This is a genomic window from Methylobacterium sp. M6A4_1b (assembly GCF_053345175.1).
On sequence record NZ_JBKEZQ010000035.1, the window covers coordinates 1 to 21468 of the forward strand.

The 21468-nt window shown below is 71.3% G+C and carries 20 protein-coding genes; 7 read left to right on the forward strand and 13 right to left on the reverse strand.

Going from position 1 to position 21468, the window contains the following annotated elements:
- Together ACLBWX_RS21020 and pgeF are read right to left on the reverse strand one after the other, a co-directional pair.
- Positions 1-860: outer membrane protein (locus tag ACLBWX_RS21020; protein WP_447678921.1), on the reverse strand; the 860-nt coding region annotated here is incomplete at its 3' end.
- A 265-nt stretch (positions 861-1125) separates the two neighbouring features.
- Positions 1126-1914, reverse strand: coding sequence for a peptidoglycan editing factor PgeF (pgeF, locus tag ACLBWX_RS21025; protein ID WP_447678922.1), 789 nt, complete (start codon positions 1912-1914; stop codon positions 1126-1128).
- A gap of 211 nt (positions 1915-2125) precedes the next feature.
- On the opposite strand from pgeF, the gene ACLBWX_RS21030 reads away from it, so the two are divergent.
- From ACLBWX_RS21030 to ACLBWX_RS21040, 3 genes are all read left to right on the forward strand, one after another.
- Entirely contained in the window at positions 2126-2686 is a 561-nt protein-coding gene (locus ACLBWX_RS21030) for a hypothetical protein (protein WP_082510752.1), read from the forward strand.
- Between the two features lie 455 nt (positions 2687-3141).
- Entirely contained in the window at positions 3142-4227 is a 1086-nt protein-coding gene (locus ACLBWX_RS21035) for a Rieske 2Fe-2S domain-containing protein (RefSeq protein ID WP_447678923.1), read from the forward strand.
- A 91-nt stretch (positions 4228-4318) separates the two neighbouring features.
- The gene (locus tag ACLBWX_RS21040) at positions 4319-5395 is read left to right on the forward strand and encodes an MBL fold metallo-hydrolase (protein WP_447678924.1); all 1077 of its coding nucleotides are present in this window, start codon (positions 4319-4321) and stop codon (positions 5393-5395) included.
- 53 nt (positions 5396-5448) lie between these two features.
- Here the strand turns inward: ACLBWX_RS21040 and hslU are convergent, their stop codons facing one another.
- The 11 genes from hslU to ACLBWX_RS21095 all read right to left on the reverse strand — a co-directional run bounded on the left by hslU (position 5449) and on the right by ACLBWX_RS21095 (position 15110).
- Positions 5449-6762 carry an ATP-dependent protease ATPase subunit HslU gene (gene hslU, locus ACLBWX_RS21045; protein ID WP_447678925.1) on the reverse strand — a complete coding sequence of 438 codons (1314 nt, stop codon included), beginning with the start codon at positions 6760-6762 and terminating at the stop codon, positions 5449-5451.
- A complete protein-coding gene (locus ACLBWX_RS21050; RefSeq protein WP_447678926.1) occupies positions 6762-7832 on the reverse strand; it encodes a hypothetical protein in 1071 nt (356 codons plus the stop codon). The genes hslU and ACLBWX_RS21050 overlap by 1 nt, the downstream gene beginning before the upstream one ends.
- A 129-nt stretch (positions 7833-7961) precedes the next feature.
- Positions 7962-9632, reverse strand: coding sequence for a methyl-accepting chemotaxis protein (locus tag ACLBWX_RS21055; protein WP_447678927.1), 1671 nt, complete (start codon positions 9630-9632; stop codon positions 7962-7964).
- Positions 9633-9711: 79 nt separating this feature from the next.
- Positions 9712-10248 (reverse strand): ATP-dependent protease subunit HslV, encoded by a 537-nt coding sequence (hslV, locus tag ACLBWX_RS21060; protein WP_447678944.1) that lies wholly within the window; start codon positions 10246-10248, stop codon positions 9712-9714.
- 112 nt (positions 10249-10360) lie between these two features.
- On the reverse strand, positions 10361-10756 hold the full coding sequence (locus tag ACLBWX_RS21065) for a GFA family protein (protein ID WP_447678928.1): 396 nt from the start codon (positions 10754-10756) through the stop codon (positions 10361-10363).
- A gap of 27 nt (positions 10757-10783) precedes the next feature.
- Positions 10784-11929: an ATP-dependent DNA helicase gene (locus tag ACLBWX_RS21070; RefSeq protein ID WP_447678929.1), complete on the reverse strand. Its 1146-nt coding sequence runs from the start codon at positions 11927-11929 to the stop codon at positions 10784-10786.
- Positions 11929-12525 carry a suppressor of fused domain protein gene (locus tag ACLBWX_RS21075; protein ID WP_447678930.1) on the reverse strand — a complete coding sequence of 199 codons (597 nt, stop codon included), beginning with the start codon at positions 12523-12525 and terminating at the stop codon, positions 11929-11931. Before ACLBWX_RS21075 ends, ACLBWX_RS21070 begins: the two co-directional genes overlap by 1 nt.
- Positions 12522-13448: an oxygen-dependent coproporphyrinogen oxidase gene (hemF, locus tag ACLBWX_RS21080; RefSeq protein ID WP_447678931.1), complete on the reverse strand. Its 927-nt coding sequence runs from the start codon at positions 13446-13448 to the stop codon at positions 12522-12524. Before hemF ends, ACLBWX_RS21075 begins: the two co-directional genes overlap by 4 nt.
- Positions 13449-13512: 64 nt before the next feature.
- Entirely contained in the window at positions 13513-13782 is a 270-nt protein-coding gene (locus ACLBWX_RS21085) for a YiaA/YiaB family inner membrane protein (RefSeq protein ID WP_447678932.1), read from the reverse strand.
- Between the two features lie 100 nt (positions 13783-13882).
- Positions 13883-14557: a PspA/IM30 family protein gene (locus ACLBWX_RS21090; RefSeq protein ID WP_447678933.1), complete on the reverse strand. Its 675-nt coding sequence runs from the start codon at positions 14555-14557 to the stop codon at positions 13883-13885.
- An 85-nt stretch (positions 14558-14642) separates the two neighbouring features.
- A complete protein-coding gene (locus ACLBWX_RS21095) occupies positions 14643-15110 on the reverse strand; it encodes a tRNA (cytidine(34)-2'-O)-methyltransferase (protein ID WP_447678934.1) in 468 nt (155 codons plus the stop codon).
- A gap of 107 nt (positions 15111-15217) precedes the next feature.
- Here ACLBWX_RS21095 and ACLBWX_RS21100 point away from each other — a divergent pair, with 107 nt between their 5' ends.
- From ACLBWX_RS21100 to ACLBWX_RS21115, 4 genes are all read left to right on the forward strand, one after another.
- Positions 15218-17089, forward strand: a complete 1872-nt coding sequence (locus tag ACLBWX_RS21100; RefSeq protein ID WP_447678935.1) for an ABC transporter ATP-binding protein — start codon at positions 15218-15220, stop codon at positions 17087-17089.
- Positions 17090-17424: 335 nt separating this feature from the next.
- On the forward strand, positions 17425-17634 hold the full coding sequence (locus tag ACLBWX_RS21105) for a hypothetical protein (protein WP_447678936.1): 210 nt from the start codon (positions 17425-17427) through the stop codon (positions 17632-17634).
- 87 nt (positions 17635-17721) lie between these two features.
- A complete protein-coding gene (locus ACLBWX_RS21110) occupies positions 17722-19770 on the forward strand; it encodes a right-handed parallel beta-helix repeat-containing protein (protein WP_447678937.1) in 2049 nt (682 codons plus the stop codon).
- A gap of 336 nt (positions 19771-20106) precedes the next feature.
- Complete coding sequence (locus tag ACLBWX_RS21115; protein ID WP_447678938.1) at positions 20107-21468, forward strand: UDP-glucose dehydrogenase family protein; 1362 nt, start codon at positions 20107-20109, stop codon at positions 21466-21468.

Genomic DNA, 21468 nt, shown 5'->3' on the forward strand with positions numbered 1-21468 from the left:
TAGTAGGAGCCGAACTTGTAGTTCAGGCCGGCGCGGACGACGGCGAACTCGGTGCCGCTGTTGCGGTTGGTGAAGCCGGGCTGACGGTAGAGAACGTTGTTGGTGTCGTAAGCGTAGACGCCAGCGTTGCGGTTGTTGTTCTCGAGGTTCACGTACAGGCCTTCGACCTTGAGCGTGACGGCCGAGGACTTGAAGAAGTTCAGGAACGAGTCGGTCGGCAGGGCGTACTCGATACCGCCGCCAGCGGCCCAGCCAGTGCGGAAGTCGTCGTTGCCGCGGAAGCCGCCGAAGGAGCGCTCATTGCTGCCAGCGCCGTAGGCGAAGCCACCGGTGCCGTACACGAGGGTGCGGTCGAAGGCATAGCCAAGGCGGCCGCGCACGGTGCCGAAGTAGTCGAGGCTGGCGGTGCCGCGCGGATCGACGAAGGTGACGCCAGGGGTGGCTGCAAAGGTGCCGGGACCGACGAGAGCGTTGTTCCGGCTACGGCCGAAATCGACGTACTGAGCGTCGGCCTCAACACCGATCACGACACCCGAGCCCGGGGTGAACTGATAGTTGTAGCCGATCTGGCCACCACCCGTGAAACCCTCGTTCGAGTTGTTGGAGTAGACGATCTGAGCGCCTGCGATGCTCGGCTGCACAAGGTTCGGAAAGACATTGTTGTAGACGTTGGTCTGGCGATTCGAGGCGTCGAAGCCGTAGCCGGCGTTGAAACCAGCGTAGAAGCCGGTCCAGGTGAACACCGGCACCGGCACGAACACCGGCGGCGGAGCCTGGCGACGCGGAAGGTCGGCGGCGAAGGCGGAGCCGGCGAGAGCGATGCCGGCGAGCGCGGTGGCGCTGCGAAGGAAGGATTTCATGATCTGGTCCTCTAACCGTTACGCACCGGCGCCCCTTTTGCTGGTGGCGTCCGCTGCAGTTCCCCGTCTTTAAGCCAGCAGCGAGCGAGAAGCTGTTGCGTTGCGATCACGCCAGCCGCAGCGAAGGCGGCCCCTTTGTGGCGATGCTCGTCTTATTCTCACCCACTCCGTGAACACCGAACGCGCGTGAATGGCCAAGGTTCACCGACGGCCACGCTTTTTTCGCGGTCGAAGATTGACAAAGTGTCGCAGGCCGGAGGGCGGCTCAGGCGGCGAGGCCGATCGCGGAAATCAGGCGGCCGTAATCGGGCTCGGCCCGATGGGTGGTCCGGCGGTAGCTGTAGAAGAGGTCCGGGTCGGCGTAGGTGCAGCGCCCGAGGTCGCCGGCCTGCCCCACCCCGGCCTCCACGAGCCGCGCCCGGATGAAGCCCGGCAGGTCGAACTGCGCATGGTCCGCGCGAGTCCCCGCCCCGAGGAAGCGCTCGAAGCCCGGGGCCTCCGCGCGGAAGCGCGCGATGAAGTCGGGGCCGACCTCGTAGGAAGGCTGCGCGATCGTCGGGCCCAGCACGGCGACGATGCGGCCGCGCTCGGCGCCGAGGCCCTCCATGGCCGCCACGGTCCGCTCGATCACCCCGCCGAGGGCACCCTTCCAGCCGGCATGGGCCGCGCCGACGACGCGGTTGTGCGGATCGGCGAACAGGATCGGCCCGCAATCGGCCGTGGCGATCCCGAGGGCGAGGCCCGGAACTCGCGTCACCATCCCGTCGGCCTTCGGGCGGTCGGCGAGGGCGATCGGCGCCTCCACCACCACCACGTCCGGGGAGTGGACCTGGTACAGGCTGACGAGCGCGTCCTCGGCCACGCCGAGGTGCCGGCTCATGCGGCCCCGGTTCCGCGCCACGTGATCGGGGGCGTCGTTCGAGCCGAGGCCGCCGTTGAGAGCGGCGTAGATTCCTTCTGAGACTCCGCCGCGCCGCGTGAAGAAGGCGTGCCGGATGCCAGGGAGACCGGAGAGGTCGGGCGATTCCAGCGAGTCGGGCAGGTCGCGCGTCATGGTCACATCGATCCTCGGCACTTCGATCCTCGAACGGTCTTGGACGGCGCGCGGCGACGGGCCGGCGCCTGCCTCCATCACGGAGATCCGATGGCGCACGGGGAGGAAACGATCCGCGGACGCCGCGCCGGCCGCAGCCTGACGTCGTGGCTCTTTACGGTTCGTTAAGCATGTTTTGATCGGATGCGTCTCAAGAGTCGAGGATCAGCCGATGTCGGAAGCAGCCCGCCACCAAGCCCCGTACGAGCCGGCATCCCGGCCGCAGCCCGGTCCGCTGCGGGATTGGCTGGCGGCGATGAAGGCGGCGACCAATCCGGCCGAGACCCAGCCCGCCGCCGCGCCCGCACAGGCCGAGGAGGTCCGCTCGACGGACCAGGGAAAAGCCTGGACCCCGCGCGTCGTGACGCCGGCGCCCGTCGCGGCGGATGCCGCCGAGGCCGACGTCTCGGACCTGATGGCCGAGAACATCATGCTGAAGGCCAAGCTCAAGGTCGAGAGCGACCGCTACGATGCGCTCCAGGGCGTCATCGCCCGCGAGTTGCGCAACCTGCGCGCCCATGTCGAGGCCGAGATGCGCGAGTTCGAGGAGGTGCGCATGGAGCGCGACCGCCTCACCGCCGCCCAGGGCGCGTTCGAGCGGGAGGTCCGCGACCTCCAGGCGAAGATGGCGGCCGATGCCGTGCAACTGACCGAGATGCGGAGCGAGCGCGATCTCTGGGCCGCTCGCGCCGAGGCGCTGGCGCAGCCGATCTTCCAGAAGCGCAGCGCCTGACGCCGCGGAGGCTCCGGTGCGGTCCTGGGACGTCCAGGCCCTTGGGGGGCGAGGGATACCGAAACATCGAAGGGCCGCCCCGTGAGGGGCGGCCCTTCCATTGCCGAACCGCTGTATCGTCCGGCCGAAACTGTCGCGTTCGCTTCGAGCGCTAGAAGGCTGCGCCGGAGGCGACGGTCCAGGTCCGGGAGGCCGTGGTGAGCGGCTGATGACAATGAGACACTGGATCACCTCCTTTCGTTCGTTGCGGGTGAGCGGAAGTTAGTCAGCCCCATCCGGTTTGGAAAGGCCCGCGCCCGCGCCCATCCGCCGCTCCCCTCGTCCGGCGTCGCGCTGCCGCGGGCGCGTGGCTGGCTTCGGCCTCGCCGGAGGTCTAAAGCTTCGGGCCTACCCCTCTCGGGGTGCCGCGATGCGATCGCGCGCCTCGCCCAAAGGCCACGGACCCGCCCATCCCCATGTCCACAGCCCTGCGGATGCCGGCGCCCGACGAGGCGGCGCTCGACCCGGACGCCATGCGCCAGCCCTTGCCCGACGCCTGGTACTGCGTCGGCCGCTCCGAGTCGCTGAAGACGGGGGCCCTGCGGGCCGTCGAATTGAACGGCGAGCAGATCGTCCTCGGCCGCGAGGCGTCCGGCGCAGCCTTCGCCCTCCGCGACCGCTGCCCGCATCGCGGCATGGCCCTGTCGAAGGGCCGCTTCGCGAGCGACGAACTGACCTGTCCGTTCCACGGCTGGCGCTTCGGCACCGACGGGCGCTGCCGCGACGTGCCGACCCTCTCGGCGTCCGACAACGCCGACTTCTCGCGCATCGCGGTCCAGCGCTTTCCCATCCGCGAGAGCGCGGGTTTCGCCTGGGTCAATCCCTATCTCGGACCGGAAACCGGCTCGCCGCCCGCGGCCCTGCCGGAGCTCGGATTCGCGGCGGCCGGCTCCCTCGTGGTCGAGCTCGTGGTCGAGGCCTCCTTCGACCTGACGACGCTCAGCCTCGTCGATCCCGGCCACGTCGCCTTCGTCCACGATTCCTGGTGGTTCCGCCCCTCGAAGGAGCTGCGCGAGAAGGTGAAGACCTTCACGCCGACGCCGCACGGCTTCACCATGACGAGCCACGCCACCACGACGAGTTCGCCGGTCTACCGGCTACTGGGCGGCGTGCCCGCGGTGGAGATCGAGTTCCGCCTGCCGGGCGTGCGGCTGGAGCGGATCGAGGCCGGGGCGAAGCGCGTCGCGAACTACACCTTCGCGACGCCCCTGACCCAGAACCGGACCCTGCTCACCAACGCGCTGTACTGGAACATGCCGGCGCTCAATCTCCTGAAGCCCCTGGCCCGGCCGCTGATGCGCCAGTTCCTCACCCAGGACCAGCAGGTGCTGCAGCACGCCCAGGCCGGCCTCGACCGCAAGCCGACCATGGTGCTGTTCGGCCAGGGCGACCTGCCGTCGCAATGGTATTTCCGCCTCAAGCGCGAGGCGCTCCAGGCCGCCCGCGAGGGACGGCCCTTCGCCAACCCGCTGGACCGGCAGGAACTGCGCTGGCGCTCGTGAAACCGTCCGCGAACCACCCGAAGGGTCTGCGCGAACTGCGATCCGTGGCCGCGCCGCTTGATCGGCGCGCCGCAGCCGCCATCTCGGGTCCATGAAACGGCACAGTTTGATCAAGGCGTTGAGCGCCGCCACGGTGATGACGCTCGGCGGGGTCGGCTATGCCGCCCACAAGCGCGGACGAAACCCCTATTACCGCGGGCCGCGCAGCGACCACTTCGACGGCGTCCGCTTCCACGGCCCGGACCAGCCGGCTGACAAGTCCCTCGGCGACCTGGCCCGTTGGCGGTCCCGACGCGGGGTCGACAGCCCCCTGCGCCAGGCCTGGCCGGCCTCGCACCCGAGCCCCTACGCCCCCGACAGGCCCCCGGAGCGCGTCTCCGGACTGCGCGTCACCCTGATCGGCCATGCGAGCTACCTGTTCCAGGTCGCCGGCCGCAACATCCTGGTCGATCCCGTCTATGCCCGCCGGGCGAGCCCGGTGACCTTCGCCGGCCCCAAGCGCGTGAACCCGCCGGGAATCGCCTTCGCGGACCTGCCGCCGATCGACGCGGTGCTGATCACCCACAACCACTACGACCACCTCGACGGGCCGACGGTCGCGCGGCTCTGGCAGGCGCACCAGCCCCTGATCCTCGCCCCGCTCGGCAACGACGCGATCCTGCGCGCCTACGACGACACCCTGCACTTGGAGACCCGCGACTGGGGCCAGTCGGTGGATCTCGGCGGCGGCCTGACCATTCACCTCGCCCCCGCCCATCACTGGTCGGCCCGCGGCCTCAACGACCGCCGCATGGCCCTGTGGTGCTCCTTCGTGCTCACGACCCCGGTGGGCGTGCACTACCATTCGGGCGACACGGGCCTGCGCGACGGGGCGACGTTCCGGGAGGCCCGCACCCGGTTCGGGCCGCCGCGCCTCGCCACCCTGCCGATCGGGGCCTACGAGCCGCGCTGGTTCATGAAGGACCAGCACATGAATCCGGCCGAGGCCGTCGAGGCCGGGCTCCTGCTCGGGGCCGACCAGATGCTCGGCCACCATTGGGGCACCTTCCAGCTCACCGACGAGGGGATCGAGCAGCCGGCGGAGGCCCTGGCGCAGGCCTGCACCGAGCAGGGCATCGCGCCGGAGCGCTTCATCGCCATGCGGCCGGGTCAGGTCTGGGAGGGATAGGACGGACCTGCCCGGATCGACGGTCGAACGCCGTCGATCCGGGCGCGCTGCGGTCAGAGGATGAAGCGGCTCAGATCCGCGTTCGCCGCCAGGCTCTCGACCCGGGCGCGCACATAGGCGGCGTCGATCGGCACGGTCTCGCCGGACCGGTCGGTGGCCGTGAAGGAGATCTCGTCGATGACGCGCTCCAGCACGGTCTGGAGGCGGCGCGCGCCGATGTTCTCCACCGAATTGTTCACGTCGACGGCGACGCGGGCCAGGGCGTCCACCGCGTCCTCGCTGAATTCGAGGGTGACACCCTCGGTCTTCATCAGCGCCACGGTCTGCTTCAGCAGGCTCGCCTCCGTCGAGGTGAGGATCTGGCGGAAATCCTCGACGGTCAGCGGCTGCAGCTCGACGCGGATCGGCAGGCGCCCCTGCAACTCCGGCAGGAGGTCGGAGGGCTTCGAGACGTGGAACGCGCCGCTCGCGATGAACAGGATGTGGTCGGTCTTCACCGGCCCGTGCTTCGTCGCCACGGTGGTGCCCTCGATCAGGGGCAGGAGGTCGCGCTGCACGCCTTCGCGGGAGACGTCGGCCGAGGAGCGGCCCTCGCGGGCGCAGATCTTGTCGATCTCGTCGAGGAAGACGATCCCGTTGTCCTCGACCTCGCGGATCGCCTCCTGCGTCAGGGATTCCGCGTCGACGAGCTTGTCGGATTCCTCGGCGAGCAGGGGGGCGTAGGCATCCTTCACGCTCATCCGGCGCGGCTTGCCCTTCTGGCCGCCGAGCGCCTTGCCCAGCATGTCGCCGAGATTGACCGCGCCCATGGAGGCGCCGGGCATGCCGGGGATCTCGAACATCGGCAGGCCGCCGGGAGCGCCGCCCGACAATTCGATCTCGACCTCCTTGTCGTCGAGTTCGCTCGCCCGCAGCTTCTTGCGGAAGCTGTCGCGGGTGGCCTGGCTCGCCGTCGGTCCGACGAGGGCGTCGAGGATGCGGGCCTCCGCGGCCGCCTCCGCCTTGGCCGTGACCGAGCGGCGCTTCTCCTCGCGCTTGAGGCCGATGCCGACCTCCACGAGGTCGCGCACGATTTGCTCGACGTCGCGGCCGACATAGCCGACCTCGGTGAACTTGGTGGCCTCGATCTTGAGGAAGGGAGCGCCGGCGAGGCGCGCGAGGCGCCGGGCGATCTCGGTCTTTCCGCAGCCGGTCGGCCCGATCATGAGGATGTTCTTCGGGGCGACCTCCTCGCGCAGGGGGCCGGTGAGCTGCTGCCGGCGCCAGCGGTTGCGCAGCGCGATGGCGACGGCGCGCTTGGCGTCGGCCTGCCCGACGATGAAGCGGTCGAGTTCCGAGACGATCTCGCGGGGGGAGAAGGTGGTCATCACGCTCCGATCGGATGCGGCAGCCGGGCTGCGAGGGGGCGGGGGAGGGCGCGCAGCAGCAGCGCGCGCAAGGGGTGCCAGCCGGCGCTGAGCGCCAGGATGAAGGCCCCGAGGGTGAGGAGGCTCAAGGGAACGGTGCTGCCGGCGAAGCCGGCCTCGCGCACCAGGGCGCCGAGGGCGATGCCGGCATAGACGAGGCCGGAGACGAGGAGGGCGCGCCGGTCCACCGCCAGGGCGATGCCCGCGAGGCCGAGGACGATGGCCAGCACCCCGAGGGTCGACGCCTGTCCGCCGCCCGCGGTCAGGCTTCCCAGGATCGGGTGGACGATGAGCGGTGCGGCCAGCAGGTGCAGCCAGAAGGCGATGTCGGTGCGCCGGCTGACCCGGGCCGGATCGGCCAGATCGAAGCGCATCGCGAGCGCGAAGACGGATAGCCCGGCGGCGATGAACAGGCCGTCGCGGGCGGCAAGCGTCAGGTCGGGCGTCGCGGCGAGCAGCAGCCCGAAGACGAGGGCGCAGAGCGCCGCCGCCCCGGCCGCCACCGTGATCGGCACCGCGAAGCGCCAATAGTGCAGGGTCACGAGGAGGAGGGTCGCCAGGGCGCCGCCGATCAGCGGAAGCGGGCCGAGCCGGGAATCGGCCGTCAGGTCGAGGAGGGTCGGCCAGCTCGCCCCGGCGCGTCCCGGACCGGCGAGCGCGAAGGCGGCCGCCGACTGCACCGCCAGGGCGAAGACCACCAGAAGGACGATGCTCGGCAGCGCCATCCGGCGCCGGCGGGTGAAGAACTCTGCGAGGCCCCAGGCGAGGGCCGCGATCAGGGTGTATCCGGGCGCCGGCCCCAGGGCCGACAGGCCGAAATGCGCGCAGGCGCCGAGGAACAGGAACAGGCCGAGGGTGACGAAGATGTCGGCGAAGCCCGAGACGAAGCGCAGGCGCTCGTCGTCGCGCGGTTCGTCGATCCCGGTGCCCGGCGCCGCGCCCGCCCGCGACAGGCGGTCGAGGGCGGCGGCCTGGATCTCGGTGATGATGCCCTCGGCCACGGCGCGGCGGAGGTGGTCGGCGGTGATCACGACGGAACCTCGCGGTGGGTCGCCCCCGGGGAAGCCGGGGCGATGCCGCGTCGGGCGGGAGAGGGGGCTGGCTGACGCACGCCCCCGACTTAAGCGCGTCGCGCCGCCCTTTCCAGTCGTCCCCGCGTCTCAGGCGGCCCGGATCGAGCCGACGAAGCGCGTGACCTCGCCGTCGAGGGCGCTGGAGCGGCGGGCGAGCTCCGCCGCCGAGGCCAGGACCTGCGCGGCCCCGGCGCCGACCTCCACCGCCGCGCCCTGGACCTCGGCCATGGTCTCGGTGACGTCGCGGGTGCCGCGGGCGGCGTCGCTGACGCTGCGGGCGATCTCCTGGGTGGCGACCTGCTGCTCCTCGACCGCGGCCGCGACGCCGAGGGCGATGCTGTGCACGCTGCCGATGGTGGTGCCGATCTCGCGGATCGCCTCCACGGTCTCCCGCGTGGCGGCCTGGATCATGCCGATCTGCGTGGTGATCTCGTCGGTGGCCTTGGCGGTCTGGGCCGCGAGGGTCTTCACCTCGGTGGCGACGACCGCGAAGCCGCGCCCGGCCTCGCCGGCCCGCGCCGCCTCGATGGTGGCGTTGAGCGCCAGGAGGTTGGTCTGGCCGGCGATGTTCGAGATGAGGGCGACGACGTCGCCGATGCGGGCGGCGCCCTCGGCGAGGGCCTCGACGCGGGCATTCGTCTGGCGGCTGCTCTCGACGGCGTTGGCGGCGGCGGCCGAGGTCTGGCCGACCTGCTGGCCGATCTCGTTGGCGGTGGCGGCGAGCTCCTCGGTGGCGGCGGCCACCGCCTGGACGTTCTGCGCCGTCTCCTGAGCGGCGCGCATCACCGCGGCCGATTGCCGGTTGGTGCGCTCGGCCTGGCTCGACATCGTCCGCGCGGTCTCCTCCATCGCGGCGGCGGCATCCGACAGATCTCCGACCAGGCCCCCGACGCTGCCCTGGAAGCGGTCGGCGAGCTCGGCGCGCTCGGCGCGGCGGCGGCCGGAGGCGAGACCGGCGGCTTCGTCCTGCGTCGCCCGCAGGGCCGCGGTCTCCTGCATCGAGCGGGCGAAGACCTGCATGCTGGCCCAGATCCCGCCGATCTCGTCCCGGCCCGGCTTGACCGCCGGAAGGTCGAGCTGGCCCTCGGACAGGCGCCGGATCGCGGCGGTGACGCGGCCCAGCGGCGCGGCGATCTGGCGATGCCCGATGACGATGCCGAGCACGAGGCTCGCGAGGGTGCCGCCGACGGCGAGGCCGATCAACAGGGTCAGGCGGTCGGCGTAGAGGGCGTCGGTGGCGGCATCGATCGCCGCGACCTGCGCCCGGCTCGCAGCCACCAGGGCGTCGATGGAATCCTGGAAGGCCTGCCGGTTGGCCCGGTTGGCCTCGTTGAAGCCGAGATCCGCCGCCGCCTTCGGGGCGACCGCGGTTCCGGCCCGGGCGATTTCCTGGCGCAGGGTGGTGAAGGTGGCCGCGCCCTCGGCGACGCGCGCGAACTGCGCCCGCTCGGCCTCCGGCACGCGCCGGCCGAGGGCGGCGAGGAGGTCGTTCATCGCCGTCAGGTTCAGGCGCATCCGGTCGGCGTATTTCTGTGCGTCGGCACTGTCCTTGGCGGCGTAGACGCCGCGGGATTCGAGCACGACGTTGCTGACGAGGCGGTTGAGGTTGGCCGCGTCGAGGGCCCGGCGGGCCTCGTGCCGGGACCCGACCATCGCGTCGTTGAAGGCCGAGAGGGTGCTGATCCCGACCCCGGCGACCAGCAGGGTGATCGCCCCGCAGGCCAGGACGAACATCAGTATCTTCGCCTTGATCGTCATGTTCGAGACCCTGCTCGGAGCTTTGATCCAAGCTGATAAGCGGTGTCTCGAAAACTTCGGTTAACGGACGAGATCTTCGTCAGCTTTCGGACGTCTCCAGGGTTTCGATCACGAGACTGTCGTTCGTGTAGACGCAGATTTCGGCCGCGATCCGCATGGCGCGACGAACGATCTCTTCCGCATCGTGGGTGCTGTCTTCCAGCGCGCGGGCGGCGGACAGGGCGTAGTTCCCGCCCGAGCCGATCGCCATCACGCCGCTCTCCGGCTCCAGCACGTCGCCCGCGCCCGAGAGCAGCAGGCTGACCTCCTTGTCGGCCACCAGCATCATCGCCTCCAGGCGGCGCAGGTAGCGGTCGGTGCGCCAGTCCTTGGTCAGTTCGACGCAGGCCCGGGTCAGCTGCCCCGGATACTGCTCGAGCTTGGCCTCGAGCCGCTCGAACAGCGTGAAGGCATCGGCCGTGGCGCCCGCGAAGCCGCCGATCACCGAGCCCTTGGCGAGGCGCCGGACCTTGCGGGCATTGCCCTTGACGATGGTCTGGCCGAGGCTGACCTGCCCGTCGCCGCCGATCACCACCCGGCCGCCCTTGCGGACCATCAGGATCGTCGTGGCGTGCATCTGCGGCGGACCGCTCGCTTCGGAATGGGACAAGACAGGCTCCGGTTCGGTTCTGAACCCCGCTCACGTAGTCGCTCGCCGGGTCCGCTCCAAGCGTCGCCGGGGTCCGGGCCTATTCGGGATAGCGCGGAAAGGCCGGCAGCGCGTCGAACCGGCCGAACCATGCGGGGGCCTCCGCGACCTGAATGCGGATCGACGGGGGCAGGGCGTCGGGATCGTCCAGGGTCGCGGTGTGGAAGTCGACCTGGCCGGGAAAGACAGCCTCGTTGCGGTAGAACAGGTTGGTCCCGCAGGTCCCGCAGAACTCGCGGATGACGCCGGGCGAGGATTCGTAGGTCTTGGGCGTGCCGGTGATCGTGATCCGATCGTTCGGGAACAGCGCGAAGCCGACGACCGGCGCGCCCGAGGATTTTCGGCAATCGGTGCAGTGGCAGAGCGCGCTGTGGCTCGGCTCGCCCTCGGCGGTGAAGTGGATGGCGCCGCAGCGGCAGCGTCCGGTCAAGGCCATGCGAATCTCCCTCTGGACCGTGTCGTCCTACACCACCACGGTGATCCGCTTCGCCGCCCGTGTCAGCCCGGTATAGAGCCAGCGCGCCCGGTGCTCGCGAAACGCGAAGGATTCGTCGAACAGGACGACGTCGTCCCATTGCGAGCCTTGCGCCTTGTGGACGGTCAGGGCGTAGCCGTAGGTGAACTCGTCGGTCTCGCGCTTGAGGAAGGCCGGGATCTCTTCCTCGGAGCCCGACATCACGGCCTTGAGCACCTTGATGTCCACGGGGCGGCGGCGCAGGGCCGGGTCGTCCTCGGGCACCACGTCGAGGCGCACCGTGTCGGCGCGCGGCGAGGAGCGCTGGGCGTGCACGGTCCAGGTCGAGCCGTTCAGGAGGCCCTTGGTGCGGTCGTTGCGCAGGCAGACGAGCTTCTCGCCCACCGCCGGCATCGGGTCGGTGTGGCCGGCGAGCTCGCGCAGGCGGTTGTTGTAGAGCCGGCGGGTCTTGTTCATGCCCACCAGCACCTGGTCGGCCTGCAGCACCACGGCCGGGTCGATGGAGCGGCGCGAGACGATGCGGCTCTCGCCGTAATCGCCGATCGACAGGCGGCCGCCCTCGCGCACGATCATCGCCATCCGGACGATGGGGTCGTCGGCGGCCTGCCGGTGGACGTCGGTGAGCATCACGTCGGGCTCGGCCTCGGTGAAGAAGCCGCCGCCGCGCACCGGCGGCAGCTGGGCCGGGTCGCCGAGCACCAGCACCGGCCGGTCGAAGGACAGGAGGTCGTTGCCGAGGTCCGAATCGACCATCGAGCACTCGTCGACGACGATGAGTTCGGCCTTGGAGACCGGCCCGGTCCGGTTCAGGGTGAAGGCCGGGCCGCCATCCTCGGTCTCCTTGGTGCGGTAGATCAGGCTGTGGATCGTCGCCGCGTCGTGGCAGCCCTTCTGGCGCATCACCGACGCGGCCTTGCCCGTGAAGGCGCCGAACACCACCGTGCCCTCGACGTCGTCGGCGATCCGCCGCGCCAGCGTGGTCTTGCCGGTGCCGGCATAGCCGAACAGCCGGAAGACCTGTTGGCCGCCGGACTTGCGCCAGTCCGAGATCGCCTTGAGGGCCGCGTCCTGCTGGGGGGCGAAGCGGGTCGGCAGATCGGTCTTCGCGGTCGTCTTGGCGTCGGTCCCGGCCATCAGAGCACCGAGGCCCGCTGGAGGTCGAAGAGGTCGGCGCCGCGCGCGGCGAACAGGTCCTCGAGGGCATCGCCGCCGGATTCCTGCGCGAAGGCGTACTCGGCGTCCGAGATCGGCACCGCCTGGAGGAAGGCCAGCGCCGGATCGGCCGCGGGAAGCGTCTGCAGGCGGGCCTCGAACAGGGTCGGCGGCACGAACAGGACGTGGGCGAGGCTCGCCGACAGGCCGGTGAGCAGGCCGGGGAAGACGATGCCGGGAGCCAGGAACCAGCGCCCGTCGATGACCTGGAAGGCGCAGGCCGCCAGCATCCGCGCCACGTCCGCGTCGGCGTCGGCGCTCACGCCCAGGATCTCGCAGCGCCCGGGGAATTCCGCGCCGTCCCGGTAGAGCGGGTGGTTGGCCAGCGTCACCGTCGCGCAGGCGGTGAGTCCGGGACGCGGCGCGTCGCGGCAGGTCAGGATGTCGACGTGGCTGCGGCCGGTCTCGTCGGCGTGCCGGGCGACGGAGGGCGCGCCGCCGAAGGCGCCCGCCAGCATCCGCGCCACCGCGCGGTTGGCCTCGGTGATGTCCGCCGGAGGGGCGGCCGGGGCGCTCACGGCCAGCGCACCGTCGGGGGCAGCGACGAAAGGATCGAGGCGACGTTGCCGCCGGTCTTCAGGCCGAAGATCGTGCCGCGGTCGTAGAGCAGGTTGAATTCGACGTAGCGCCCGCGCCGGACCTGCTGCTCCAGCCGATCGGCCTCGGTCCAGGGGGTGGCGAGGTTGGCGCGCACGATGGCCGGGTAGGCCTCCAGGAAGGCCCCGCCGACGTCGCGGGTGAAGGCGAGGTCGGCCTGCGGGTCGCCGGTCCAGTGATAATCGTAGAAGATCCCGCCGATGCCGCGCGGCTCGTTGCGGTGCTTGAGGTGGAAATACTCCTCGCACCAGGCCTTGTAGCGGGCGTAGTCGGCGGCCGGGGCGTGGGCGTCGCAGGCCGCCCGCATGGCTGCGTGGAACGCGAGCGTGTCCGGGTCGTCCTGGGTCCGGCGCCGGTCGAGCACGGGGGTCAGGTCGGCGCCCCCGCCGAACCAGGTCTTCGTGGTGACCACGAAGCGGGTGTTCATGTGCACGGTGGGCACGTTCGGGTTCCAGGGATGCGCGATCAGCGAGATCCCGGTGGCGAAGAAGCGCGGATCCTCGGCCGCGCCCGGCATCTGAGCGCGGAACTCCGGGGCGAACTCGCCGTGGACGGCCGAGACGTGGACGCCGGCCTTCTCGAAGACCCGGCCCTTGATCATCGCCATGGTGCCGCCGCCGCCGGGCGCGCCGCTGTGGTCGGTGCGCTGCCAGGGCGTCTTCTCGAACCGCCCCGGCTCGGCCGGGGCGTCGGGATGGAAGGGGCCGGTGGCTTCCGCCTCCAGGGTCTCGAAGGCGGCGACGATCCGGTCGCGCAGGGTGGTGAACCAGGCCGTCGCCGCGGCCTTGACGGCGTCGCGCTCGGCCTCGGGCAACGGGGGGACGGAGGATTCGGGCATGGTCATGCCGGGGATGTCCCATCCCGCCGCCCGGCCGTCAATTCACCGGGCCGCGGTCGGGTCGCGGCGCTCAATCCTTGACGGACATCAGCAGCCGCTCGGTCTTGGCGTCCTCGATCCGGTTGACCATGCGCCGGCCCTCGTGGACGTCGCGGATGGTCTTGGTCGCCGTGATGCAGGACTGCACGAGCATGATCGTGCCCATGGCGAGGTACCCCTTGATCCAGATGTCCATGGGCATGAACAGGATGCCGGCGGCCACCATCACGGCGGAGCCGAGGAACGAGGCGTAGGTGAAGGCGACCCAGGCGCCGGAATGCTGCGTGGTCTCATTGGTCATGGGTGTTCTCCTCGGGTGGGGGTGATTTCGGACGGCGGGATTCGTGCTGAACTTCGCGGTGCGTCCCGCCCCCGCAGAGGGGGGCGGGTGGGCGGGGCGGTCAGGCCCCCTGTGCCTGGGCGCGCAGGCGGTCGAGGATCGCGGACGGGGCGGGGCGGGTGCTCGGGCCGAAGCCGGCGCGCTCCATCCGCTCGGCGATGTCGGCGCCGGGCTCGGCCTCGCGCAGGGCCTCCTCGGTGTCGTCGGCCTCGGCCTGGAGACTGCGCAGGCGGGCCAGCGTCGCCTCGGCCTCCTTCAAGGAGGCCCGGTCCTGCGGGGCCGGGCTGACCCGCAGGCGCCGGGCCGTCTCGGCCGCGGCGGCGAGGCGGCGGCCCCGTTCGAGCTCCGCCTGGCGGCGGGTGGCGTCGGCGACCTTCGCGCGGATGCGGGCCAGTTCGGTGGCGAAGCGGGTCCGGGCGGCGCGGATCGCGTCGCGCTCGGCCTCCAGTTCGGCGATCGCCTCGGCCGCCTCCGCCGCGAGGTCGTCGCGGCCGGACCGGAGCGCCGCCACGGCGCGGGTCTCGAGGTCGGCGGCGCGGGCCTCGACCTCCGCGAGGCGGCGCTCCTCGGCGCGGTCGCCGGCCACCGAAGCGGCCAGCGCCTGACGGCTGCGCTCCAGGGCGGCGCGGGTCTCGCGGATCTGCTGGTCGAGGATCAGGAGGGCGTTGCGGTCGAAGAGGTCCTCTTCGGCGCGGGCGGCGGCGCCGCGGGCGAGGGTCCGAAACAATCTGAGCATCGTCGGGCTCCGGGTGAGGGGCTGCTGTCCACCCCCCGGTTGTCGCATGATTTGAACACTGTTCAAGTGCGTTGTTGCACGACGTTCAATCCGGGCGCGGAAAGCCGTCCGTCTGGCGCAGGGCCTCGCCCAGGATCATCGCGGCGCAGACCGCGACGTTGAGCGAGCGCAGGTCGGGGCGGATCGGCACCACCACCCGGGCCTCGGCCGCGGCGTGGACGATGTCGGGCACGCCGGCGGATTCCCGGCCCATCAGCAGGCAGTCCCCGTCGCGATAGGCGAAGTCGGTGTAGGGGAGGGCGCCCTGCGTGGTGGCGAGGACGAGGCGGACGTTCTGCGCCCGGCGCCAGGCCGCGAAGGCGTCCCACGAGCGGTGGCGGGTGACGGCGACCCGGTCGAGGTAGTCGAGGCCCGAGCGGCGCAGGTGCCGGTCCGAGACGTCGAAGCCCGCGGGCTCGATGATCTCGACGGCGGCTCCGAGGCAGGCGGCCAGGCGCAGGAGGGTGCCGGTGTTCTGCGGGATGTCGGGCTGGTAGAGGGCGAGGCGGAGCATCGGCGGCGTCTCAACGGAGGCTGGCGGTTCCGTGCGGCATCGCCCCCCGGTTGGCAGACGGTCAAGTCGGCATAGCTAAGGGAGCGCTGCAGCAACCGGATGTTCTCATGTTTCTCGATTGGCTCGAGCGCCGGATCGACATCTTCGCGCCGTTCGACGACGGTCGCATGCCGCCGAAATCCGTGTTCGGCTTCGCGGGATTCTACCTCCGGCCGATCCGCGGCGCCCTCGCCCTGCTGTTCGTGGTCGCGGTGCTGGCCGGGTCGGTGGAGGCCTCGCTCTACCTGCTCATGGGCTGGTTCATCGACCTCCTGAACACGGCCGACCGCGCGACCCTGTGGCAGGAGCACGGCACCCGCCTGATGCTGGCGGCCGGCCTCCTCCTGGTGGTGCGCCCGATCACGATCTGGCTGCACGAGATCCTGTCGAACCAGTTGATCGTGCCGCAGGCGACGAACCAGATCCGCTGGCGCACGCACCTCTACACGCTGGGCCACTCGCTCTCGTACTTCCAGGCGGATTTCGCCGGGCGCCTCGCCAACCGGGTGGTGCAGGTCGGGCCGGCGGTGCGCGAACTCGCCGTGGTGTTCATCGACACCCTCCTCTACGTCGCGATCTACGCGGTGACGGCGGTCGGCCTGTTCGGCTCGATCTCCCTCTGGCTCGTCCTGCCGGTGGTGGTCTGGATCGCGGCCTATGCCGCCTTGACGCGCTGGTTCGTGCCGCGCGCCCGGTCCCGCTCGCTGCTGACCGCCGATACGCGCTCGGCCCTGATCGGGCGAATCGTCGACAGCTACACCAACATCCTCACGGTGAAGCTCTTCGCCCGCGACCGCGAGGAGCGCGCGGCGGTGCGCGACGCGGTCGACGTGCACACCAAGGCCTACCTCCACCAGTTCCGGCTGGTGAGCAGCACCACCACCCTGCTCGGCCTCCTCAACAGCCTGCTGATCCTCTCCACCGCCAGCGTCTGCGTGATCCTGTGGCAGCGCGGCGGCATGACCACCGGCGAGGCCTCGGCCGGCCTCGCCCTGGTCCTGCGCCTCATGGCGATGTCGGGCTGGGTGATGCAGACCGTGCGGGGCATCTTCGAGAATGTCGGCGTCATCCAGGAGAGCATGCAGACGATCGCCCGTCCGCACGCCATCACCGACCGGCCCGACGCCGGAACCCTGGCGATCTCGGGCGGCGACATCCGCTTCGAGAATGTCGGCTTCCACTACGGCCGCGACGACGCCTCGATCATCGCGGGCCTGAACCTGCACATCCGGCCGGGCGAGAAGGTCGGGCTCGTCGGCGTCAGCGGCGCCGGCAAGACCACGATCACCGCGCTGCTCCTGCGCCTGCACGACCTGGAGAGCGGCCGCATCCTCGTGGACGGCCAGGACATCGCCGGGGTGACGCAGGGGTCGCTGCGCAGCGCCATCGCCATGGTGACCCAGGACACCTCGCTGCTGCACCGCTCGATCCGCGACAACATCGCGTATGGCCGCCCCGACGCCACCCTGGCCGAGGTCGAGCGGGCCGCCCGCCTCGCCCAGGCGGACGGCTTCATCCGCGACCTCGTCGACCACAAGGGCCGCACCGGCTACGACGCCCAGGTGGGCGAGCGCGGCGTGAAGCTCTCCGGCGGCCAGCGCCAGCGCATCGCCATCGCGCGGGTCATCCTCAAGGACGCCCCGATCCTCATCCTCGACGAGGCGACCTCCGCCCTCGACTCGCAGGTGGAGGCGGCGATCCAGGAAAGCCTCGATACCCTGATGGCGGGCAAGACGGTGCTGGCCATCGCGCACCGTCTCTCGACCATCGCCGCCCTCGACCGCCTGATCGTCCTCGATGCCGGCCGGGTCATCGAGGAGGGCACCCATGCCGAACTGATCGCCGGCGGCGGCCTCTATGCCCGCCTGTGGGAGCGCCAGTCCGGCGGGTTCCTGGCCGACGGCCTCGCCACCCGGCCCTACGAGGCCGCCGCCGAATAGGCGGTCCGGGCGCGTCCGGCGGGTGTCCGGAAGCCCGCGCGGCGTCCGGTTCCGGGACTTCCGTGCTGCGCCGCACATGCGGTGCGCGCGACCTGCCGGGGCATTGGGCAGAGGCAGCGTTCGGCGGCGGAGCGGGGCCGTGGAAAACGTAGCGTCAAGAGGGATTTAGGGTCGAAATGCGCAGGCGTTAAGCAAACCCTGCCCGTTTCATGTCCACTCTGCATAGCAGACCGGCCGCATCGCCTCTCGTGCTGCGCTGCGGCGAAGCCTACATCAGGCCCATGGCGACGGGGCGATTGGCCTCGTGGCACGAACAGTTTTCGGACCCGACTCCCATGGTACACGCAATCATCAACCACATCCGCTCCTCCTGGAAGGAGCAGGCCTCGGTCCGCGAGATCGCGAACCTGACCGACCGCCAGTTCGCCGACATCGGCGGTGACCGCCTCGACAGCCGCCTGCTCGACAAGGCGCGCCGCCACCGGGTGCGCGAGACCGGGCAGTTCCACAAGTCGGTGGGTGTGTTCTCCTACCCGACCGCCTAAGGTCCCGTGCGTTCGGCGACCGTCGCAGGGACGGTCGCCGCAACCCTGATCGAGGTCCGGCGCTTGAGGGCACGCAACCGACGGCCGGTGAGGCCATCGCGTCTTCTGGCCGGCCTCGCGGCGCTCCTCCTGCCGATGACGGCCGCGGCCCTGGCCGCCGAGCCGATCGTCATCACCGTCGATCCGAAGGCGGGCACGCTCGCTTCCGCACCCGCCCCGGAGTCTCTCCCGAAGCGCGCCGTCGGCAACGTCGTCGTCGCCACCTTGCCGGCGGCCCTGGCCCTGCGCCGGACCTGGCGCCGCTCGGATCCGCGCCAGGCGATCGCGATCGCCCTCGCCCCCGGACTGCACCGCCTTTCCGAGCCGGTCCGCTTCGGGCCCGAGGATGGCGGCACGGCCGGCGCCCCCCTGGTGGTGCGCGGGAGTCCCGACGGCACCACCCGCCTCGTCGGCTCCGTCCCCCTCGTGCCCGCGCCCGGCGGCATCCCCGCCGACCTGCGCGCCCGCCTGCCGGCCGCCGCGCGGGCCCGGATACGCGCCTATCGGCTGCCCGCCGCCGCCGGTATCGATCCCCGCATTCAGGAACCCCGAACCCTCGCGCACCGCGACGCCCGGGTGAACCTCGCCGTCTTCGATGGCGCCGGGGCGCTCTGGCCGGCGCGCTGGCCGAATGCCGGCTGGGCGAAGGTGGCGGACAGCCCCGGAGCCGGTGCGGACTTCACCGCGGCCGACGGGCGCATCGAGGGCTGGCGCGGTGAGCCCGACCTCTGGGCCGAAGGCTACTGGCACTGGGACTGGCTGTTCGAGGCGTTCCCGGTCGTCGGCCTCGATTCCGCGGTCAGGCGCCTGACCCTGGGGGCGCGGCCCTACGAGGGCATCGCCAAGGGCGCCCGCTACCGGATCGTCCATGCGCTCGGCGAACTCGACGCGCCCGGCGAGTGGTGGCGCGACGCCGGCTGGGGCGTCCTCCTGGTCTGGCCGCGCGATGCCGGCGGTGCCGTCGAGGTGGCCGTCACCGAGACCCTGCTGGCGGTCGAGGGCGCGTCCCATCTGCGCTTCGAGGGATTGACCCTCGAGCAGGCGCAGGGCGACCTCGTCCGGGTCGCCGATGCGACCGACGTGGTGATGACCGGCGCGCGCCTGGGCCGGACCCCCGGCCGGGCCCTGTCGATCCTGCGCTCGACCGCGAGCGGACTGGCGGGCGGCACCGTCGCCGAGACCGGCATCGGCGCCGTCCTTCTGTCGGGCGGCGACCGGGCGACCCTGAGCCCCGCCGGGCTCTTCGTCCGGGATTGCCGGTTCCGCGACTACGCCCAACTGGCCCGGACCCAGAGTCCGGCGATCACCGTCGAGGGCGTCGGCCAGGTCGTGGAGGGCAACTACATCCACGATACCGACGAATACGCCATCCTGCTGCGGGGCAACGACCATCGGGTCGCCCGGAACGAGATCGCCCGGGTGCTCTCCGGGTCGACCGACAGCGGCGCCATCTATTCCGGCCGCGACTGGACCGCCCGGGGCACGGTGATCGAACAGAACTACCTGCACGACATCCGCGCCGCGCCGAGCTTCGAGATCAAGGGCGTCTACCTCGACGACATGGCGAGCGGCGTCACGGTGCGCGACAACCTGTTCGTGCGCGTCGACCAGCCGGTCTTCCTCGGCGGCGGTCGCGACAACCGCGTCGCCGACAACCTCTTCGTGGAGTCGAGCCCGGCCATCCACGTCGATGCCCGCGGCCGGACCTGGGCCAGCGACGCGATCACCGATCCGCAATCGGAACTGCGCGCCGCCTATGCGGCGATGCCGGTCGGCTCCAAGCCCTGGCGCGCCCGCTATCCCAGCCTCGCCACGATCCTGCGGGACGATCCGGCGGCCGCGCGCAATACCGTCACGGGGAACGTCTTCCTCGGGAGCGAGCCCTTCCGGTTCGGCGACGGCGGCCGGGCGGACGAGCAGGTCCTCTCGGGCAACCGTGGCCCGGACGGCCTGCGCCTGCCCTCCGGCGCCCCCGCGGGCGGCCCGGCCCGCTTCGACACGGTGCTGGACGCCGCCGGCGCCGCGATCCGCACCCGGGACCACGCGCCCCTGGACCGCGACGCGCGCCTGCCGCCACCCCTCGAAAAACGGCCCTGACCCGCTCGCCTGCCCGCGTCGGCGCTTCGCCGGCAGGGGAATTTCGCCTCGGGAACCGGTCCCGGGTGCGGCTCCGTTGGCGTGTGTTCAGGCGCGCGGGCGGGAGGGCTGGTATCCGGCGGGCGCGCAACCGGCGAAGAGCGTGGCCGCGTCTTGGATGCTTCGCTCGGTATTTCCAAGACGATCCGGCCGCCGCCCCCCCTGCGGCAGCGGCCCGCTGCTTCCCTCCCCGACCGACGGATTCTTTGATGGATCAACGCATCCCGGGCTGCTAGGCGCCACGGATCGCGCAGATGTCGGTTGCCGGGCACGTGCTCCGGCAGGGAAGGGCATGTCATGCATATCGTGATGGTTGGCTCCGGCTATGTCGGCCTCGTCTCGGGCACCTGCCTGGCGGATTTCGGGCACCAGGTGATCTGCGTCGACAACGATGCGGGCAAGATCGACCTCCTGAAGGCCGGGCGCATGCCGATCTACGAGCCGGGCCTGGAAGCCCTGGTGGCCGAGAACGTGCGCCACGGCCGCCTCAGCTTCTCCACCGATCTCGCCGGCGCGGTCGCCGATGCCGACGCGGTGTTCATCGCCGTCGGCACGCCGTCCCGGCGCGGGGACGGCTTCGCCGACCTGTCCTACGTCCATGCGGCGGCCCGCGAGATCGCGGGCGCGCTCAGCGGCTTCACCGTGGTGGTGACGAAGTCCACCGTCCCGGTGGGAACCGGCGACGAGGTCGAGCGGATCATCCGCGAGACCCGGCCCGAGGCCGACGTGGCGGTGGTGTCGAACCCGGAATTCCTGCGCGAGGGCGCCGCCATCGAGGACTTCAAGCGGCCCGACCGCATCGTCATCGGGGCCGACAGCGACCGCGGCGCCGCCGTGATGGGCGAGGTCTACCGGCCGCTCTATCTCAACCAGGCGCCGATCCTCTACACGGACCGGCGCACCGCGGAGCTCACGAAGTACGCCGCCAATGCGTTCCTCGCCACCAAGATCACCTTCATCAACGAGATCGCCGACCTCTGCGAGCAGGTCGGCGCGAACGTGCAGGAGGTCGCCCGCGGCATCGGCCTCGACAACCGCATCGGGTCGAAGTTCCTGCATGCCGGCCCGGGCTACGGCGGCTCGTGCTTCCCGAAGGACACCGTCGCCCTGGTCAAGACGGCGCAGGATGCCGGCACCCCGATCCGCCTCGTGGAGACCGTCGTCTCGGTCAACGACCAGCGCAAGCGCGCCATGGCGCGCAAGGTGATCCAGGCCTGCGGCGGCTCGGTGCGGGGCAAGACGATCGCGATCCTCGGCCTGACCTTCAAGCCCAACACCGACGACATGCGCGACGCGCCCTCGCTCTCGGTCATCACCGGCCTGCAGGACGGCGGGGCCGTCATCCGCGCCTACGACCCGGAGGGCATGGAGGCCGCCCGCGCGCTCCTGTCGAACGTGACCTATGCGGGGGACGCCTACGAATGCGCCGCCGGGGCCGACGCGGTGGTGATCGTCACGGAATGGAACGCCTTCCGGGCCCTCGACTTCGCCCGGTTGCGGGCGACGATGGCCGTGCCCGTGCTGGTGGACCTGCGCAACGTCTACAAGGCGGAGGACGTGCGCCGGCGCGGCTTCCACTATACCGGCGTCGGCCAGGCTCCGGTCCGGAGCACGCCCGCCGACAGCCCTTCCCACGACGCCGCCGTGCAACGCGAGTAG

Bases quoted from the DNA above. Each gene is read 5' to 3' on its own strand.
- pgeF (WP_447678922.1), bottom strand. From the start codon at position 1,914: ATGACGCGCGACCTGCCCGACTCGCTGGAATCGCCCGACCTCTCCGGT.
- ACLBWX_RS21030 (WP_082510752.1), top strand. From the start codon at position 2,126: ATGTCGGAAGCAGCCCGCCACCAAGCCCCGTACGAGCCGGCATCCCGG.
- ACLBWX_RS21035 (WP_447678923.1), top strand. From the start codon at position 3,142: ATGTCCACAGCCCTGCGGATGCCGGCGCCCGACGAGGCGGCGCTCGAC.
- ACLBWX_RS21040 (WP_447678924.1), top strand. From the start codon at position 4,319: ATGAAACGGCACAGTTTGATCAAGGCGTTGAGCGCCGCCACGGTGATG.
- hslU (WP_447678925.1), bottom strand. From the start codon at position 6,762: ATGACCACCTTCTCCCCCCGCGAGATCGTCTCGGAACTCGACCGCTTC.
- ACLBWX_RS21055 (WP_447678927.1), bottom strand. From the start codon at position 9,632: ATGACGATCAAGGCGAAGATACTGATGTTCGTCCTGGCCTGCGGGGCG.
- hslV (WP_447678944.1), bottom strand. From the start codon at position 10,248: ATGCACGCCACGACGATCCTGATGGTCCGCAAGGGCGGCCGGGTGGTG.
- ACLBWX_RS21065 (WP_447678928.1), bottom strand. From the start codon at position 10,756: ATGGCCTTGACCGGACGCTGCCGCTGCGGCGCCATCCACTTCACCGCC.
- ACLBWX_RS21070 (WP_447678929.1), bottom strand. From the start codon at position 11,929: ATGGCCGGGACCGACGCCAAGACGACCGCGAAGACCGATCTGCCGACC.
- hemF (WP_447678931.1), bottom strand. From the start codon at position 13,448: ATGACCATGCCCGAATCCTCCGTCCCCCCGTTGCCCGAGGCCGAGCGC.
- ACLBWX_RS21085 (WP_447678932.1), bottom strand. From the start codon at position 13,782: ATGACCAATGAGACCACGCAGCATTCCGGCGCCTGGGTCGCCTTCACC.
- ACLBWX_RS21090 (WP_447678933.1), bottom strand. From the start codon at position 14,557: ATGCTCAGATTGTTTCGGACCCTCGCCCGCGGCGCCGCCGCCCGCGCC.
- ACLBWX_RS21095 (WP_447678934.1), bottom strand. From the start codon at position 15,110: ATGCTCCGCCTCGCCCTCTACCAGCCCGACATCCCGCAGAACACCGGC.
- ACLBWX_RS21100 (WP_447678935.1), top strand. From the start codon at position 15,218: ATGTTTCTCGATTGGCTCGAGCGCCGGATCGACATCTTCGCGCCGTTC.
- ACLBWX_RS21105 (WP_447678936.1), top strand. From the start codon at position 17,425: ATGGTACACGCAATCATCAACCACATCCGCTCCTCCTGGAAGGAGCAG.
- ACLBWX_RS21115 (WP_447678938.1), top strand. From the start codon at position 20,107: ATGCATATCGTGATGGTTGGCTCCGGCTATGTCGGCCTCGTCTCGGGC.